This is a genomic window from Pseudomonas sp. R38(2017), from assembly GCF_002112395.1.
Classification (GTDB): Bacteria; Pseudomonadota; Gammaproteobacteria; order Pseudomonadales; family Pseudomonadaceae; genus Aquipseudomonas.
Genome location: NZ_NEHN01000006.1, coordinates 457,001 through 475,343 on the forward strand (window position 1 = coordinate 457,001; position 18,343 = coordinate 475,343).

Below are 18,343 nucleotides of genomic sequence, written 5' to 3' on the forward strand. Positions count from 1 at the left end.
GAGGGCTCAGCGCACTCGACTGTTGCTCAGGAACGTATCGATCAGGGGGTCAAGCAATTCATCCTGAAAGATCATGCTGCGGTGTTCCAGCGGTGACAGCTGCGAGCAGTTCAGTTCGCCCGTTTGGCTGTAGCGCTGGATCAGCGCCTGGCTGAAGACCAGTTCCTCTGCGGTTTTTTCCGGTACCGCCCACCAGCAACTCGGTTTGACCCGAAGTGGCTTGTAGGTGAAGGTCTCGAAGGCTTCCACCAGACGCTCGTGCACCGAGAACGCCTGGGCGTTCATGACTTCACTCTTGATGTTCTGCACGGTGGCCAGCAAGTCACCTTGACCCGGTTCGACCTGACCGGCTGCCCAGTCATAGAAGTCTTTGACGCTGCCGTGCGGCGTCGTTTGCAGGTAGGCGGTGGTGCGCAGTGCCAGGGTCGGGAACAACAGGTTGAAGTAGTGCACGGCGTCGAGCACTTCTTCCGAGGTGATGCCGAGCGCTTCGTCGTCCGGTCGCTGGAAGCGTGACAGGTCGGCGGGGAAGGCCGAAGCCGGCACGGTGCCGTCGACCAGCCCGAGGAACGCCACTTCATGACCCTGAGACTCCAGCGTCGCGGCCACGTCCATGGCCAGCGGGCCACCCAGCGACCAGCCCATCAGGTGATAAGGCCCCTGCGGCTGAGTGTTGACGATTTCACGGCTGTAGTCGGCGATCATCTCCGACCAGGTTTGCGCGTCGTTGTGTTGTTGCGAGAAGCCGCGATGCATCACGCCGTAGACTTTCGCCCGATTGTTCAAGCGTTTGGCCAGCGGCTGATAGCAGAATACGATGCCACCGCTGGGGTGCAGGCAGAACAGCGCCGGTGCATCGGCCGGTGCGTTGTTGAGTTCGATCACGCATTGCGCGGTTGCGAAATGCTGGCGGGCGACGAAAGCGGACAGTTCGCCGATGGTCGGGTTAGCCAGCAGCTCTTGCAGACGTACTTCGATATCGAGCTGCGCCTTGAGTTGGGCGATCAACTGGATCGCGAGAATCGAATGGCCGCCTAACTCGAAGAAGTTGTCGGTGATCCCCACGCGTTCGATGTTCAACGACTGCTGCCAAAGACTGGCCAGCGCTTCTTCCAGCGGATTGCCCGGCGCCACGTAGCTGCGTTGCCAGAGGCTGGCGTCCGGTTCCGGCAGTGCCTTGCGGTCAAGTTTGCCGTTGGCGTTCAACGGGAAGCGCTCAAGGAACAACAGGTGCGCAGGCACCATGTAATCGGGCAATTGCGCACGCAGTGCGGTGATCAGGGTGTCGCGCAGTTCCGTCGAATCCGCAGCGATGACGTAGGCCACCAATTGCAGGCCGCTCGGGCCTTCGTGGGTCAGCACCGCGCAATCCTGCACCTGCGGCTGATCGAGCAGACGCGCTTCGATCTCGCCCAGTTCGATGCGGAAACCACGGATTTTTACTTGATGGTCGATTCGCCCGACGTATTCGATGCTGCCGTCGTTGCAGTACTTCGCGAGGTCGCCGGTACGGTACAGACGCCCACCCTGAACACTGTCGAACGGGTCGGGGATGAAACGTGTGGCGGTCAGGTCGGTGCGGTTCAGGTAGCCTCGGGCGAGCCCGGCGCGACCGATGTACAGCTCGCCGGTGCAGCCTTTGGCGACCGGGTTGAGGCCTTCATCCAGCAGATACCAGGACAGGTCGGCAATCGGCACGCCGATGGGGCTGGCGGATTCGGTATCCAGGTCAGCCAGTGACAGCGGCCGGTAGGTGACGTGAACGGTGGTTTCGGTGATGCCGTACATGTTGATCAGTTGCGGGGCCTGATCGCCGAAGCGCTCGAACCAGGGGCGCAGGCTTTTCACCTCGATCGCCTCTCCGCCGAAAATCACGTAGCGCAGTTGCTGGGTCAACGGCTGGTCAGGTTCGCAGGCTACTTTCATCAGTTGTTTGAACGCCGACGGCGTCTGGTTCAGCACGCTGACGTTCTCTTCGCAGAGCAGCATGTAGACGTCTTGCGGAGAGCGGCTGACTGCGTGCGGCACGATGACCAGGCGACCTCCGTACAGCAGCGCACCAAAGATCTCCCAGACCGAGAAGTCGAAGGCATAGGAATGGAACAGGCTCCAGACATCGTTCTGATCGAAGCCGAACCAACCGCTGGTGGCTTCGAACAGGCGCACCACGTTGTGATGCGCGAGCAGGGCGCCCTTGGGTTTGCCGGTCGAGCCGGAGGTGTAGATCACGTACGCCAGATTGTCCGGCTGCACGGCCACTTCGGGGTTGTGCTCGGCGACGTCGGTCAGGCTCGTGGCATCGTCGAGCAGCACGCAGCGTACGTGGGCGGGCAATGGCAATTGCTCGCGCAGATGGCTCTGGGTCAGGACCCAATCGATGCGGCTGTCCTCGATCATGTAGGCCAGACGATCAGCCGGGTAGGCCGGGTCCAGTGGCACATAGGCGCCGCCGGCCTTGAGAACCGCCAGCAGGCCGATCAGCATCTGCGGCGAGCGCTCGGCGGCGATGCCCACCAGCACATCCGGGCCGACACCGTTGGCGATCAAGCGGTGGGCCAGACGGTTGGCCTGGCGGTTGAGCTCGGCGTAACTGACCTGTTGTTCGCCGAAGGTCAGGGCGATGGCGGTGCCATTGCGCGCGACCTGGGCTTCGATCAACTGGTGCAGGCACAGCGACGGGGCGATTCGAGCCTGTTGCGGGTTCCATTCGGCGAGGGTCTGCCGCTGCTCTTCGGCATCAAGCAGTTGCAATTCGTCCAGGCGCCAATCGGGACGGGCGATCAGTTGCAGCAGCAGTTGCTGCCAGTGCCGGGCCATGCGCTCGATGGTGGCGGGGGTGTAGAGGTCGCGGCTGTATTCGAACGTGGCTTGCAGGTTCTGCGGGCTGAAGTCGACGTCCAGCGACAGATCAAACTTGGCCTGGCTTTCGCCGGCATCCAGAAACTGCAGGTTCAGCCCGCCCCATTCCACGGCCGCCGGCTCGCCGCCGTCCGTGCGCCAGTTGAACAACACCTGGAACAGCGGATTGAGCGAGGTGGCACTGCCGCGTTGCAGTTGATCGAACAACAACTCCAGCGGGTAATCGGCGTGTTCCAGCGTCGCCAGCGAATGCGCGCGCAAGGCTTGCAGGAAGTCCCGCACCGATTGCTGGCCGTCGAGCGTCGCCTTGTACACCTGACTGCTGACAAAAAAGCCCACCAGTTCCTGGCTGTCACTGCGGTTGCGGCTGGCATTGGGCACGCCGACGGTGAATTCGCGCTGCTGACTGTAACGGCCGAGCAGCAGTTGCCACGCGCCCATCGCCAGCACGAACGGGGTCAGGCCCTCGTTTTGGCAGAAACGGTTGAGGGCTTGCAGCGCTGTGGGCGCAAGGCTCAGGGAATGACGCCCGGCCAAATGTTGCTGGCCTTCGACGCGGGCATAATCGACCGGCAGCTCAAGCGCTGGCAGTTCGCGGCCCAGATACTGACGCCAGTAATGGTCGGCGCGCTTGCAGGCCACGCTGTCGATGTACTCGCCGCGTTGCCACTGCGCGTAGTCGCTGTACTGGAGCGGCAACTCGCTCAGCACCGGGCTGAGGCCGGCACTGGCTTGCGCATAGGCGCGCGCCAGATCCTGCATGAGGATTGCGTTGGACCAGGCGTCGGACACGATGTGGTGCATGTTCAGCAGCAACACGTGTTCACGCTCGGCTGTCTTGATCAGGGTGGTGCGGATCAGCGGTGCGCGGCTCAGGTCGAACGGTTGCAGGGCCTGGGTTTGCAGGCGTTGTTCGAGGTGCAGGCTACGGGTGTCCTCATCCAGCAAGGAAAGGTCCTGGCGCTTGAGGTTCAGGCGTGCCTGGCGCTCGACCACCTGGGTCGGCACGCCGTCGATTTCGCGAAAGGCAGTGCGCAGGATGTCGTGGCGGTCGATCACCGCGTTGAGCGCGGTTTCCAGCGCCTGCGGATCGAGGTCGCCGTCCAGGCGCAAGGCGCGTGGCAAGTTGTAGGCGGCATTCGCCGGCGCCTGTTGCTGCACCAGCCACAGACGTTGCTGGGCGTATGACAGCGGCGCCCGATCCAGGCGCGCGCGGCGGTTGTCTACCGGGTCTGGCTCGACGGCGTCGGCATCGGCCAACAGCAGTGCCAGCAGGTCATCATCAAGAAGTTCGTTCATGGCTTTCTCTTAACACTCGACAGGGGCGGGCCGGTCAGCAGACGGCTGCCGGGGCTTTTTCGCTGATGACCTGGCCGCCTTGCATGCGCACCAGTTGGTCGGCGACGTCGAAATAACGGTCGTCGTGGGAGATCACGATGATGGTCTTGCCCAGGTATTTGAGTTCCGGCAGCAGCTCGGTGTAGAAAATCCGCCGGAACACCGGGTCCTGATCGGCCGCCCATTCGTCGAACACCAGCACCGGACGTTCCTCCAGCCAGGCGTTGAGCAGGGCCAGTCGCTTGCGCTGGCCGGTGGACAGATCGGTGGTGCTGAACGCGCCATCGCGAATGCTGACCTTGTGCGAAATCTCCAGGCGTTCGAGGTAGCGGTTGGCGTCCTCGGGTACTTGCTGATCGCCCTGCACCAGTTCGTCAAACAGGTAGTAGTCGGCAAAAATCGTGGTGAACAATTGACGGTAATCGTCACGGTTCTCGGCCACCACGGGCGCACCGTTGAGCAGGATTTCCCCGCCCTTTGGCGCGTACAGCCCCAACAGCAATTTGATCAGGGTGGTTTTGCCGCCGCCGTTCTCGCCGACGATGAACACGATTTCACCCTGACGGATCGACAGATTGACCGGGCCGAGGGTGAACGGTTTGTTGTTGTCCACGGCGGCGAATGCGTAGTGAACGTCGCGCAGTTCCAGATGCTCGACCACCGGTTTGGCGCTGGCGGTGTCGCTCAGCAGCAGGTGGGGTTCCGGGGAGGAAAACTGCTCCGCCAGATCGGCAATGCGTTTGAAGGCGATGTTGGCGCGACTGACCACCGGCAGGGTGGTCACCAGGTATTCCAGCGGGCCTTTCATGTACAGCAGCACCAGCACGAAACCGCTGAGCACCGCTTTGTCGGTACCCAGCCAGAAGGATTGCAGGGCGAGTGCCAGGCCGATCACCACGAAGAACAGCATCGAGCCAAACGTCTTGGCGACCACGAAGGTGTTGATCGAACGGATGTGGGTGTTGCAGATGTAATCGGCGGTGCCTTCGATGCGCTGACTGAACATGCGCTGACGGCGCGGGCGATGGATGCGCAGTTCCTTGGCGCCGGCCGCGATGGCGCTGTAATGCTTTTGCAGTTCGTCTTCGGCTTCACGGGCCGCTTCGAAACCCTTGATGCCTTTGGCCCGGGCGACGTATTGCACGACGGTGCCGATGATGATCGCCACCAGCAGCAGCGCGAACATCGGCACCGAGAGGTAAGCCAGGTAACCCAGGCAACCGAGGGTGACGGTGAAGGCGATGGCCAGTGGCGCGAAGGAAAACGCGAAGTCGCTGACGGTGTCGACGTCATGGGTCAGCACCGGGATCAGGCGATGGCTGCGGAAGCGTTCGATCTGTTCGATCGGCGCCAGCAGGACTTTTTCGCCAAGGGATTTTCGCAGTCCGGCAATGATGTGCTGTCCGACATGGTTCGTGCCAATGTCGGACAGGATCGAGCTCAACAGCGCCAGTGCACAGAGCCCGGCGAAACTGGCGAGCACACCCAGCGACGGGCTGCCGTTGGCGTTCAGGGCGTCATTGATGGTCGCCAGCAGCGCCGTGACGCTGAGGCCGCCGACCATGCCGAGCATGATCGAGATCATGACCACCAGCCAATAGGGCTTGAGCAGGCTGAGAACTTCGCTGATGGCGCCACGGGATTTAGTGGTCATGGGGGATTCCGCTTTTGGAGGCCGCTGGGGCGATGATTCGAGAAAAACCGGGAGGGCGTCGATCCGATGGCCGACGCCGGGGTGGATCAGAGGTCGCGGGCTACACGAAAGCCCAGCCAGTCGCCCCGCACTTTGGGGTAGACCGCGTTGCGGTTGCCGGAACGCGAGAACACCGGCGCTTCGCCCCAGTCATTGCCACGGATGCGCTGGATGGTGCAGTCGCCGCTCCGCCACGCACTGCCGTCACTCGGAGCGCCGACGTAGTTTTCGTTGTAGCAGTCGGCGGTCCATTCGTAGACGTTGCCGTGCATGTCATAGACGCCAAAGGCGTTGGCCGGGAAGCTGCCGGCCGGTGCGGTGAAGTTAAAGCCATCTGCGGCGCCATAGGTGTTGGCATGTTTGGCGATGCTGTATTCCTTGCCCTCATCGAATGGGAACGGGAAGGGCCCGGTGCTGCCGGCACGCGCGGCGTATTCGCGCAGGGACTCACTGACCAGACGGTATTGCTTGCCAGTCTTTTTCGAGAGCCACGCCACGTACGCGTTGACCTCGGCGAAGTCCATGCACACGGCCGGATGCCTGTCGGTGTACTGCTTGCGCGGGTCGCTGCCCGCGTAATCCGGAATCCCGGCCTTGCACGCTCGGCCCTTGCGATCATCACCGTCGGGCATCTGATAACCGGTGTCCTTGAGGTAGGCGTCCCACTGCCCCCGAAGGACCTGGAAGCGGCTGATGGCCAGCGGTTTGGCGAACGTCACCGGGTGCATCGGACCTTCGTCCGGCTCGCGACCGACTTCGTCTTCCGGGGTGCCCATGGTGAAGGTGCCGGTGGGCAGCACGACCATTTCCGGGCAGTCCTTGCAATCTTTGAACACCTTGCCCGGCTGCAGCGGTTCAGCCGCCTGCGCCAGCCCCGGCAACAGGCTGGCGAGCAGGGCGGCGAGGGTCAGCGCCGGGAGCGACTTGATGGAAAAACTACGTAGCTCACTGTTCATCATTTCTCTCGATAACAGGTTTAAAGGAGTTCGCGGTGCTCAGATCTGGCTGACGAGCACGGTCATGAAGCGGTCGATTTCTTGTTCGTTGTTCAGCAGGCCCGGTGCGCTGCGAATGACCGGCCCGACGTCGCGGTCGACGGCGTCGGCGATCACCTTGTTCTGCATCAGGTAGGCGGCGATCTTGTCGCAGTCCTTGCCCTTGACCCGGAAGAAGGTGAAACCGGCGGAGAGCTCGGGGCTCAGCGGCGTGACCAGTTCGATCTGCGGGTGTTCCTGCAGGCGCTTTTTCAGGTAGCTGTTCAAGGCGTGAATGCGCGCCTGGACGTCGGCCTTACCCAGTTGCAGGTGCAATTTGAACGCTTCGTTCAGGGCCCAGCGGTGCTCGAAGGCGTGATAGCCGCCGGGGGTCATGGTGGTGGAAAACGCGGTGGCTTCGGAGAAGGTCGGAATGATCGGCGTGACGTACCTGACCTGATCGAAACGGCTGCAGACGATGCCGGTACCACGCGGGCCGAACATCCATTTGTGGGTGCCGGCAATAAAGAAGTCGCAGTTCATCGCCGGAAAACTCAAATCATCGACGCCGAAGCCGTGCACGCCGTCCACCAGATAGATGATCCGGTTGTCGTCCGAACGGCCCTTGTTGTGCTTGTCGACCAGTGCGCCGATTTCAGCGATCGGCAGTTTCACGCCGCTGCCCGAATGCACCCAGCACATGCCCAACACACGGGTTTCGGGGCGGATGTTGCTGTCGATGGCCGCGAGGATTTCGGTCTTGGTTGCCGTGTGCGGATCCTTGAACAGACGGATCTTGCGCACCTTGGTGCCTTCACGCTGTGTGCGCAGCGCGAGGATGGTGTGGGTGGCGTAGTGTTCGTGTTGAGTGGTGAGGATTTCCTGATCGGCACGCACATGGGCGCCGCCGTAAATCATCGCCAGGCCCTCGGTGGTGCTGCCGGTCAGGGCGATCTGTCTGGCGTCGGCTTGCAGATAGCGTCCGGCCCAGACGCGCACCTCTTCTTCGCGCTGCTCGATCACGCCCAGGTCCCAGTCCATCGCCAGCCCTGGATTTTTGTCGAGGGCAGCGCGGTGCAGGGCGATGGCGTCACGCACCGGTTTGGGGTGTGAGGTGATCAGGAAGTTGGAGAAGTGCAGGCAGTCCGGGTCTTGCTCGAACAGCGTGCGCAACTGCGCCCATTTGTCCTGTGCCGGCGCTGCTGGCGCAACGTTCGCGGTGTTGACGGGGCTGGCGCCCTGGACGATACCCGAGGCCAGTGGCAGGCCGGCGGCGAGAATCCCCGCCTGCTTGAGAAACGTACGACGATCACTCATGGCGTGGTCTTGTCCTGCTGTGAAATCAACGCAGGTCGGGCGGCTTTCTGCACCTGATCCCAGACCCGCAGGAAGTTGCCGCCCCAGAGCTTGGCGATGTCGGCTTCGGAGTAGCCGCGCGAAATCAGCTCGGCGGTGACGTTGGGGATGTCGCCGACGTTCTCCCAGCCTTTGACGCCGCCGCCTTCGTTGAAGTCGGAGCTGATGCCGACATGGTCGATGCCGATCTTGCGTACGGTGTAATCGATGGCGTCGCCGTAATCCTTGAGCGTGGCTTTGGGTTCTTCATCGAGGATCGCGTAGAGACGGCTGGCGTACTGGCCGAACTTGGCCTCGGGCCACGCGGCGATGATCGGGTCGCCCGGCATCAGCGCCACGGCCAGATTGGGCAGGGGCGGCAGGTCGAAGCTCTTGCGCAGTTCGTTGAGTTTGTCCTGGGTGGTCTGGGTCAGCGGGCGCAAGTACTGCGAGAAGCCCACCACCTGCACCACGCCGCCGCTGTTCTTGATCAGTTGCAGTTCTTTGTCGCTGAGGTTGCGGGGGATGTCGACCATCGCCCGTGGCGCCGAGTGCGAGGCCACCATCGGCGTACGGCTCAGTTGTGCGACTTGCTCCAGGGCTTTGGTCGACATCTGTGACACGTCGATGATCACGCCCAGATCGTTGAGACGCTTGACTGCTTGCTTGCCGATGTCGGAGAGGCCGTCGAGTGCATCCGGAGAATCATTGAAGAACGGCAGCGGCCGGGACGAATCGGCCCAGTCGTTGTTGCCGATGTAGCTGAAGCCGAACATGCGCATGCCGCGCGCCGTCCACAAGTCCAGCAGGTTCAGGTCGTGGCCCAGCGGGTAGGCGTTGAGCATGCTGATGAAGATCGCGAACTTGCCTTCGCCATGCAGGCGGCGGAAATCATCGGGCGTGTAGGCAATCCCGACCTGATTGGGAAAATCGCGGACCATGCCGGAGATGATCTTGTAGCGGATCTCCTGCTGGTTGCGCGCCTCTTCAACGAAACCCGCGGTCGGCTTGTGCGGCGCATTGGCGCCGTTCCACAGTTCCGGCCAACCGAAAATAGTCAGCGCCGCACCGGACAGTTGCCCGCGATTGGCCTTGATCAGATCGAACTGCCCGGGGCCGTCCTTGTCGGCTTCATTGCCGTGGGTGCCGAAGTCCTGGAGGACGGTGATGTGGCTGTCGAACGACAGCAGGTGCTGGTGCATCTCGCGGGCCTGCTCCATCACCTTGGCCGGATAGCCGGGATTGTCGTTGAGCCAGTAATCCCAGGCTGCGAAGCCTGCTGCGGCACTGATCGCCAAGGCCAGTGGCAGGCCAATGAAAAGAGCCTTTTTCGAACGTGGTTTTGTCATTGCCATCTCAGTCAGGTTCGCCGTCGAGGTGCTGGCGCAGGGGCCATTGCTATCTGGAAAGAACGAGTGATTGGTAACGAAATTTAGTCGCATCGCCCTGTGGCGAGGGCGCCCTTAAATTTGTCGGGGCAGCGTACGTTCTAGCTTGGATAAAGCCTGCTTCATGGCTGACACAGGTAGGGCAATGAAGATTTCTCGACGATGGTTCATGGCAGGCCTGGCGCTGACTGGCGCTGCGGTGCCTGCGGCTTATTTTGGTCATCGTGAATGGACCAGACCGGACCCCACGATCACCCCCGGCGAAGCGTCGTTCGACGTGGCCGACATGGCTGGTCAGCGTTTGGCGAACAAACTGCGCGGAGTCTGGGACATCCGTTTCGAGGGCCGCGACGCCGGCGTCGAAGGGCTGCCGGCAAACGGTCTGCAAGTGTTTCTCGACATCGGCCAGAAGGGGCGCGGTGTCTGCGGTTTTCTGGATACACCCGAGCGTCTGCGCTCTGGCGAAACACCGCGTTACCGAATAATCGGTGATCTGGCCGAGGGTGACGCGGCGAAGTTGAGCTGGCGGCTGATCAGTGCAGGCGGCCATATCGACTACGAACTGCAAATGATCCTCGACGAAGTCTGGGCCGATTTCGGCAACGCCGGCAGCGGCAGCCTCAGCGGTCGGGTGTCACGCCTGGATCGGCCGTTGGCACTGCCGATGCAGGACAACCGCTTCATTGCCGTCAAACATCTGTTCCCCGAAGCACGGCAGCGCACGCCGCTGAACCCGACGCTGCTGGCGTGGCTGATCTCTCCCGAGCATCGGTTGTTTCACCAGGTCTGGCACGCCACGCGAGACAAATGGCACACCTTGGCTGAAGACAAGCGCAACGCGTTGCGCGGTCTCGGCTGGCAGCCCGGCCCGCGCGACAACGAGCGCGATGCTCGTGGCGACCGTAAGGATCGCAACGGTTCGGGCGTCGACTTTTTCTTCATGCACCGGCACATGCTGGGCACGGCGCGTTCGATGCAGGATCTGCCGTCGTGGGAGTATTTCCCGCTCCCGCAGCCTGAATTGATCCGCGACCGGATCGGCTTCGCCCGTTACTTCGATAACCACGACGGCACGGCACTGCCGCCGACCTGGCTGGCCGACGGCGACAACGAGTACAGCCAATGGGTCAGCGACCTGAAAACCGCTGAGACCTACGAAAGCAACTTTCAGGTCTGGGAGTCGCAGTACCGCGATCCGGCTTATCTGGCCAAACTCACGCTGGGGCAGTTCGGTTCTGAAGTCGAACTGGGGCTGCATGACTGGTTGCACATGCGCTGGGCCTCGGTGCCGCGCGATCCGTCCAACGGCCAACCGGTACCGTTTGCCCGGGATCCGGCGGATTTCGCCGCACGCTGGTTTGCGGCGGAAAACGACTTCCTCGGCGATCCGTTTTCATCCCACGTCAATCCGGTGTTCTGGCGTTTCCACGGCTGGATCGATGACCGCATCGAAGACTGGTTCCGCGCTCACGAGCGTTTCCACCCGGGTGAAGTCACGCGGCAAGTGGTCAACGGTGTGCAGTGGTTTGCGCCGGGGCGCTGGAACGAAGTCGCGGATCCGTGGCTGGGGCCGACCACCCACGGTTGCAGCACCACGCCGGGGTTGCAGGTGGGCAAGTCAGTGGAGATGGATCCCGAGACCATGAAACTGGCGCTGCGCATCACCTTCATCGGCGACGAGAAGAAGCTCGCCGCGCTGTTCCGCCGCGTGCCGCAACGGCCGTGGTATGCGCGTCATTTGAAAGCCAAGGTTTGAAGCAAAAGATCGCAGCTTGCGATCTTTTGTTTTTCAGCGCGTCTCCCAACCCCCACCCAACGCTTTGTACAACGCAATGCTCGCCTGCATCCGTGCCAGTCGCAGTTGCACGTTGAGATCCTGCGCGGCGTACAGCGTGCGCTGGGTTTCCAGCACGGTCAGCAAGTCTTCGGCCCCGGCCTGGTAACGGCTTTGCGAAAGGTTGAACGCCGTCTGTGCCTGATTCAGCTCTTCGGTCTGCCATTGCCGCTGCTGATCCAGACCTTGAATGCTGTTCAGGGCTTTTTCCACGTCAGCGAAGCCATTGATGATCGCGCTGCGATAGGTTTCCAGCAGTTCTTCCTGGCGGGCGATTGCCTTGTCGCGTTCTGCGGACAGCCGACCGTTATTGAAGATCGGTGTGATCAGCCCGGCGGTGAAATTGTAGAACGGGCTACGCATTACATCGTCGAAGCGGTTAGCGCCGGAGCCCAACTGTGCGCTCAGGGTGACCTTGGGTAGCATGGCGGCGCGGGCGACGTTGACGTCTGCCTGTGCGGCTGCCAGTTGCGCTTCGGCGCGGGCGATGTCCGGGCGCCGGGTCAGCAGGTCGCTAGGCAATCCGGCAGCGATTTGTGGCCATTGCAGTTGATCGAACGATTCGAGGCTCGGCGGCAACTCCTGCACTGGTCGCCCGAGCAGAGCCGCAAGACCGATTCGCGCGTCCTCGGCCTGTTGCTGCACCGTCGGCAGTTGCCGCTGTTGCGCGGCCACCAGACTTTTCTGTTGGGCCAGTTCCAGCGCAGTGGCGGAACCGGCGTTGAAGCGAGTCTGCACCAGTTGCAAAACACTCTGCGCGTTGGTCAGGTTCAACGCGGCAATGCGGCTTTGTTCCTGCAATGACAGCGCCTGGGTGTAGCGGTTGGCGACGTCGCTGAGCAGGGTCAATTCCACGGTGGCCTGATCGAACTCACTGGCGCGCAAACCCTGACGGGCGCTTTCGCGGGTGGCGGCCTGACCGCCCCAGAAGTCGATTTCATAACTGGCGCTGAGGTTGGCGTCGAAGTAATCCACGGCCTTGTTGCTGCTGTCGGCATCCAGTTGGCTGTAGCCGTTGCCGCGCAGCAGTTTCTGGCGGTTGGCGTTCAGGCCGGCGGTTATTTCCGGCAATTGCGAACCGCCGGCGATGACCGTGCTGGCGCGAGCCTGACGCACGCGGGCGATGGCGGCGGCGAGGTCGTGGCTGCCGCTTTGCGCCTGTCCGATCAGTTGGTTCAGGTGCGGGCTGGCGAAGTGCGTCCACCATTGCTGGTTGGTCTGCGCCACCGATTGACCGGTAGGCGATTGCCACGCGGCGGGGGCGATCACGCCACTTTCCGGGCGTGGAGCGGGGCTGCCGCAGCCGCTCAGCATCAGGCAAAGGGTCAACAGGCTCAGTTGCGGTTTCATAGATCGATCATTCACTGGTGAGGGCCGTGACCGGGTCGAGCCGGGCAGCTTTGCGGGCGGGCATGAAGCCGAAAACGACCCCGGTGATCAGTGCGCAGGCGAAAGCGCCGGCGATTGCCACCAGGGAAAATGCGACGGCGACTTCGCTGAGTATCAACACGCCGCCCACGAGCAGCGCCAGGCCAATACCGGCAATGCCGCCAACCACCGACAGCATCACCGCTTCGGTCAGGAACTGACGCAGGATGTCGCGCTGACGGGCGCCGGTAGCCATACGGATACCGATTTCGCGAGTGCGTTCGCGCACCGTCATGAGCATGATGTTCATCACCCCGATGCCGCCGACCAGCAGCGAAATCGCGGCAATGGAACCGAGCATCAGCGACAGGGTGTTTTGCGTGCGGGCTTCGGCCTGAATCATCGCGGCATTGTTGGTCAGTTCGAAATCCTTCTTGCCGTTGTGCAACTGCAACATCAATTGCTCGATGGCCATTTCGGTTTCATGGACCTTGCGCGCATCGGCGGCGGCGATCACCACGTACTCGGGGTTATGCGTGCCGAACAACCGCACGCTCGCGGCGGAGTAGGGGATGGCGATGCGATTGTCGCTGTCCTGATCGCCGGAGCTGGCGCCTTTACCGGCGAGTACACCGACCACCTGGAACGGCACATTCTCGATCAGGATGTATTGGCCGATGGGGTTGCTCACGTTCTTGAGCAACTTGTCGCGGACCTTTTTGCCGATCACCGCGACGGCCGCACCGTTGCGCTCGTCGGCCTCGGTGAAGTAGCTGCCTTCGACCACCGGCCAGTTGAAGATGTCGGGGAAATTGGTGTCATTGCCGCCGATGTAACTCATGTGGTCGAGGTTGCCGAAGCGCACCCCGGCTTCGGCGCCGTTGACCGGCATGATGCGAGTGATCTGCGGCAGGCTGGCCAGTGCGGAGACTTCATCGAGGGTGACGATGCCCGGCGGCGTGCGCGGGTTCGGCGCGGCGCCGCTGAGGTAAATGATGTTGGAGCCGAAGGCGCCCATCTGCGCCATGACCTGGCGCTTGCTGCCTTCACCGACCGCGAGCATGACCACCACCGACGCCACGCCGATGATGATCCCCAGCAGCGTCAGCGCGGTACGGAAGCGGTTGATCCACATGACGCGCCACGCCGCCTGTACCGCATCGATCAGCTCACCTTTCCAGGCGCCGCTCGCTTCGCTGCCCTCGCTCAGGCGCTTGCGCAGATCCACTGCCTGCAAGGCACCGGGGTTGGCGCTGGCCTGCACGGTGGGGTGTTCCTTGGCGCTGTCGCGGATGATCAGGCCGTCGCTGATTTCAATGATGCGCTTGGCCCGGGCCGCCACTTCACGGTCGTGGGTGATGAGGATGACCACATGGCCCTGGCTCGCCAGCTCGTCGAGCAGCGCCATGACTTCCTTGCCGCTGTGGCTGTCGAGGGCGCCGGTCGGTTCGTCCGCCAGAATGATATGACCGCCGTTCATCAAGGCGCGGGCAATCGACACCCGTTGTTGCTGGCCACCGGAAAGTTGATGGGGGCGATTGCCAGTGCGCGAGGCCAGGCCGAGGCGCTCGAGCAGGACGGCGGCCCGTGCATGGCGCTCGGCGGCAGGAGTGCCGGCATAGATGGCCGGCATCTCGACGTTTTCCTGGGCGGAGCCGGACGGAATCAGGTGGTAACCCTGAAACACAAAACCGAAGGCCTCGCGACGCAGCCAGGCCAGTTCATCGGTGTCCAGGCCCGCGACGTTTTCCCCGGCAAACCGGTATTCGCCGGACGTGGGCCGGTCGAGGCAGCCGAGGATGTTCATCAGCGTCGATTTGCCGGAGCCGGACGCGCCGACGATCGCCACGAACTCGCCGGCATGGATCGACAGGTCGATGCCGCGCAGCACGTGAACTTCGGGCGCGTCACCGCCGCCGTAGGATTTGCGGATGTCCTGCAGGTCGATCAGGGGCGTTTGCATTCAACCTCCGCTACCGTCGGCCGGGCCGATCAACAGATGATCGCCCTCGCTTAGGCCATCGAGGATCTGCACTTTCAAGCGATCGCTGATGCCGGTGCGCACGGTGCGCTGCTCGATGTCGCCGTTCTGCGCCACGACCCGGGCGACCTGGCTGTCGGGTTTGGCGCTGCCATGCAGGGCGGCAATCGGTGCGGTGAGGACGTTTTTTGCCTCGTTGGAGACGAAAAACACTTGCGTGGTCATCTCCGCCATCAACGCGTTGTCGGCGTTGTCGACATCCAGCAACACGGTGTACAGCACCACGCGGCCGGCACCGCTTTTACTGGTGCTGGTCGGGCTGCCGCCGCCCTGGCTGGTTTGATCCAGCGGTTTGGGTGGCACCGGCAGGATCTGCCGCACGGTGCTGCTCCAGCGCCGGTTGCCGCCGCTGAGGGTGGTGAAATAAGCGGTCATGCCCGGTTTGACGTGGCCGATGTCAGCCTCGGAAACTTCAGCCCAGACCGTCATTGGCGACAGCTTGGCAATCCGCAGGATCAGTGGCGTCTGTTGTTGCGCGTTGAGTGTCTGGCCCTCACGAGCGTCCAGCGCAACCACGGTGCCGGCCATCGGCGCGAAGATCCGGGTGTAGCCGAGTTCGGCCTGATCGCTGCGCAGGCTCGCCTGTGCCTGACGGATCTGCGCCTGGAACATGTCGATGCGCGCTTGCGTGGCTTTCAGCTCGGCGCGGGCAGTCTGTACGTCTTCTTCACGGGTGGCGCCGCCGGCGGCCAGATTCTGCTGGCGCTGATATTTCTGGCGCGCCAGTTCGTGTTGGGCCTGTTGTTCCTGCAACTGCGCCTTTAGGTTTTCGATGGAAAACTGGCTGGCGTCGAGCTTGGCCTTTTGCGTGGCCGGGTCGATCTCCACCAGCAACTGGCCTTCCTTGACCACGTCGCCGACTTCCACGTGGATCTTGCGAATCTGCCCCGAAGCCTGGGCGCCGACGTCCACATAGCGCCGTGGTTGAAGGGTGCCGAGTGCGGTCACGCTGCTTTCTATATCGCCACGGGAGACTTGTACGGTGGCGAATTTGTCCCGGCCGGGCGGCAAGACTTGCCAGGCGGCAACGGCAATAACGGGAATCAGACAAAGGGCGATGAGCAGGGCGCGTCGGGCGGGGCGGGGACGTTTCATGCAGGGTTCCGGCCAGTGGAAATCGGCCCGTCGTTCAGCAGGCACCGCGAACGGGCCACGGTCGAACGCTGTCGCAGGGCGCGACAGATACGGGGGGCTGTCCTTTAAACGAGAGACGAGGTGGGGAATTTAAGCGCTGAAAAACGCGGTAACAGGTATAGCTGGCAACAATTTGTCGGGCAAATGGAAAGAGCACTTTAAATCTATATGAGAATTACTATAAATTACGTGTCTGAATTTGCCACCATCGTGCCACTGCCTGTTTTGGCAGATCGCCGGTCTGGCTCAAGGATCGAAACCGCACCCTGCGGCCGGGAGTCATGTTGGAAAACTACTATCGCGAGCTGGTGTGTTTCCTGAACGCCAAGCTAGGCAACCGCCAGGTGGCCGAAGATGTAGTGCATGACGCTTATCTGCGGGTACTGGAGCGGTCCAGCGACACGCCGATCGAGCAGCCCCGCGCGTTTCTCTACCGCACAGCTCTCAACCTGGTAATCGATGACCATCGGCGCAATGCCTCGCGTCAGGTCGAATCCCTTGATGTGCTCGATAGCGAAGAGCGCTATTTCAGTCCTTCTCCTCATCACAGCCTCGATCATGGCCAGCGCCTGGCGCTGTTGCAGCGTGCACTGGCCGAGTTGCCGGCGCTGTGCCGCGAGAGCTTTTTACTGCGCAAGATAGAAGGGCTGTCGCACCCGGAAATCGCCGAACACCTTGGCATTTCCAAGGCACTGGTTGAAAAACACATCGTCAACGCCATGAAACATTGCCGGGTGCGCATCAAGCAATGGGATGGACATTGATCGTTCCCGGTTAAATTTTTTTTCACCGTCCTCGTTCCTACTCAACAGACGATCTGCTGTCCTGCACAAGGCCGGTCAGGTCACCCAGGCTTCATCCCCGCTGTTGAGGGGTTCATCCAGAGGACACTGGAAATGACACAGGCAATTGCATCGCCCATCGTTCACGACTTGATCGGCGTCGGTTTCGGCCCTTCGAACCTGGCGCTGGCCATCGCTCTGCAGGAGCGAGCCCCGACCCTGGGCGAACTGGATGTGCTGTTTCTCGACAAGCAACCGACCTACAGCTGGCACGGCAACACCCTGTCGACCCAGAGCGAGTTGCAGATTTCCTTCCTCAAGGATCTGGTGACCCTGCGCAACCCGACCAGCCCGTATTCGTTCGTCAATTACCTCAAGCACCACGGTCGTCTGGTGGACTTCATCAACCTCGGCACCTTTTACCCGTGCCGCATGGAGTACAACGACTACCTGCGCTGGGTCGCCGCGCAGTTCACCGAACAGAGCCGTTATGGCGAAGAAGTGCTGACCATCGAGCCAGTCCTGCACAACCATCAGGTTGAAGCGTTGCGAGTGATTTCCCGTGGTGTGGACGGCCAGCAATTCGTGCGCACCGCGCGCTCGGTGGTGGTCAGCGCCGGTGGCACGCCGCGTATTCCTGAGGCGTTCAAGGCGCTGAAAGGTGATGCCCGGGTGTTCCACCACTCGCAGTATCTGGCCGAGATGGCCAAACAACCGTGCGTCAACAACCAGCCGATGAGCATCGCGATCATCGGCGCCGGCCAGAGCGCGGCGGAAGCCTTCATCGATCTGAACGATTCGTTCCCGTCGGTGCAGGTCGACATGATCCTGCGCGGCTCGGCGCTGAAGCCGGCGGACGACAGCCCGTTCGTCAACGAAGTGTTCTCGCCGGAATTCACCGACCTGATCTTCCAGCAGAAGAGCAGCGAGCGTGAGCGTCTGGTCAACGAGTACCACAACACCAATTACTCGGTGGTCGATATCGACCTGATCGAGCGCATCTACGGCATCTTCTATCGGCAGAAAGTCTCCGGCGTGGCACGCCATGCGTTCCGCACCCTGACCACTGTCGAGAAAGCCACTGCTACCGAGCACGGCATCGAACTGACCGTGCGCAACAACGCCACCGGCGAAGTCACCGTGCGTGCCTACGATGCAGTCGTGCTGGCCACTGGTTACGAGCGTCAGATGCACCGCAAACTGTTGGCGCCGCTGGAAGAGTACTTGGGTGATTTCGAGGTCGATCGCAACTACAAACTGATCACCGACGAGCGCTGCAAGGCCGGTCTGTACATGCAGGGCTTCTGCCAGGCCAGCCACGGCCTGAGCGATACGCTGCTGTCGATCCTGCCGATTCGTGCGGACGAGATTGCCGGCTCGCTGTATGAGCATGGCAAGAGTCGCGGGCACAGCCGTTCGGTGTTGGATCTGTTGTTGGCGACTGCCAGCTAATGACTTACTGACGACTCCCGCGCCGAGCGCGGGAGTCGTTTCGAGGTCAATCCTGAACCCTTCCTGAATGGCCCTGCATTTGCCCGACACACTTCTTTTTGCGGGTTTACTCTCCAGGCACCGGGGCGTAAGCTTCGCGCGTTTT

General features: G+C 62.1%; 11 protein-coding genes. 3 read left to right on the top strand and 8 right to left on the bottom strand.

Annotated elements, in window-relative coordinates:
• Positions 1–6 precede the first annotated feature (6 nt).
• The 5 genes from CAF87_RS18030 to pvdM all read right to left on the bottom strand — a co-directional run bounded on the left by CAF87_RS18030 (position 7) and on the right by pvdM (position 9,548).
• Entirely contained in the window at positions 7–4,158 is a 4,152-nt protein-coding gene (locus CAF87_RS18030) for a non-ribosomal peptide synthetase (protein WP_085732443.1), read from the bottom strand.
• 34 nt (positions 4,159–4,192) lie between these two features.
• A complete protein-coding gene (locus CAF87_RS18035; protein WP_085732444.1) occupies positions 4,193–5,851 on the bottom strand; it encodes a cyclic peptide export ABC transporter in 1,659 nt (552 codons plus the stop codon).
• A gap of 86 nt (positions 5,852–5,937) precedes the next feature.
• Positions 5,938–6,846, bottom strand: a complete 909-nt coding sequence (locus CAF87_RS18040; protein ID WP_085732445.1) for a formylglycine-generating enzyme family protein — start codon at positions 6,844–6,846, stop codon at positions 5,938–5,940.
• 39 nt (positions 6,847–6,885) lie between these two features.
• Positions 6,886–8,181: an aminotransferase class V-fold PLP-dependent enzyme gene (locus CAF87_RS18045; RefSeq protein WP_085732446.1), complete on the bottom strand. Its 1,296-nt coding sequence runs from the start codon at positions 8,179–8,181 to the stop codon at positions 6,886–6,888.
• Entirely contained in the window at positions 8,178–9,548 is a 1,371-nt protein-coding gene (gene pvdM, locus CAF87_RS18050) for a pyoverdine-tailoring dipeptidase-like protein PvdM (protein ID WP_085732447.1), read from the bottom strand. The genes CAF87_RS18045 and pvdM overlap by 4 nt, the downstream gene beginning before the upstream one ends.
• Positions 9,549–9,732: 184 nt before the next feature.
• Here pvdM and CAF87_RS18055 point away from each other — a divergent pair, with 184 nt between their 5' ends.
• The gene (locus tag CAF87_RS18055; RefSeq protein ID WP_085732448.1) at positions 9,733–11,343 is read left to right on the top strand and encodes a PvdJ/PvdD/PvdP-like protein; all 1,611 of its coding nucleotides are present in this window, start codon (positions 9,733–9,735) and stop codon (positions 11,341–11,343) included.
• Positions 11,344–11,376: 33 nt separating this feature from the next.
• On the opposite strand, the gene CAF87_RS18060 is transcribed toward CAF87_RS18055, so the two are convergent.
• Genes CAF87_RS18060 through CAF87_RS18070 form a run of 3 tightly spaced genes read right to left on the bottom strand, consistent with a single transcriptional unit; the run spans position 11,377 to position 15,925 of the window.
• The gene (locus CAF87_RS18060) at positions 11,377–12,771 is read right to left on the bottom strand and encodes an efflux transporter outer membrane subunit (protein WP_085732449.1); all 1,395 of its coding nucleotides are present in this window, start codon (positions 12,769–12,771) and stop codon (positions 11,377–11,379) included.
• A gap of 7 nt (positions 12,772–12,778) precedes the next feature.
• A complete protein-coding gene (locus CAF87_RS18065) occupies positions 12,779–14,752 on the bottom strand; it encodes a MacB family efflux pump subunit (protein ID WP_085732450.1) in 1,974 nt (657 codons plus the stop codon).
• Positions 14,753–15,925, bottom strand: a complete 1,173-nt coding sequence (locus CAF87_RS18070) for an efflux RND transporter periplasmic adaptor subunit (RefSeq protein ID WP_085732451.1) — start codon at positions 15,923–15,925, stop codon at positions 14,753–14,755.
• Positions 15,926–16,245: 320 nt separating this feature from the next.
• On the opposite strand from CAF87_RS18070, the gene CAF87_RS18075 reads away from it, so the two are divergent.
• Positions 16,246–16,728, top strand: a complete 483-nt coding sequence (locus CAF87_RS18075; RefSeq protein ID WP_085732452.1) for a sigma-70 family RNA polymerase sigma factor — start codon at positions 16,246–16,248, stop codon at positions 16,726–16,728.
• 132 nt (positions 16,729–16,860) lie between these two features.
• Positions 16,861–18,198 (top strand): lysine N(6)-hydroxylase/L-ornithine N(5)-oxygenase family protein, encoded by a 1,338-nt coding sequence (locus CAF87_RS18080; RefSeq protein ID WP_085732453.1) that lies wholly within the window; start codon positions 16,861–16,863, stop codon positions 18,196–18,198.
• Positions 18,199–18,343: the final 145 nt, after the last annotated feature.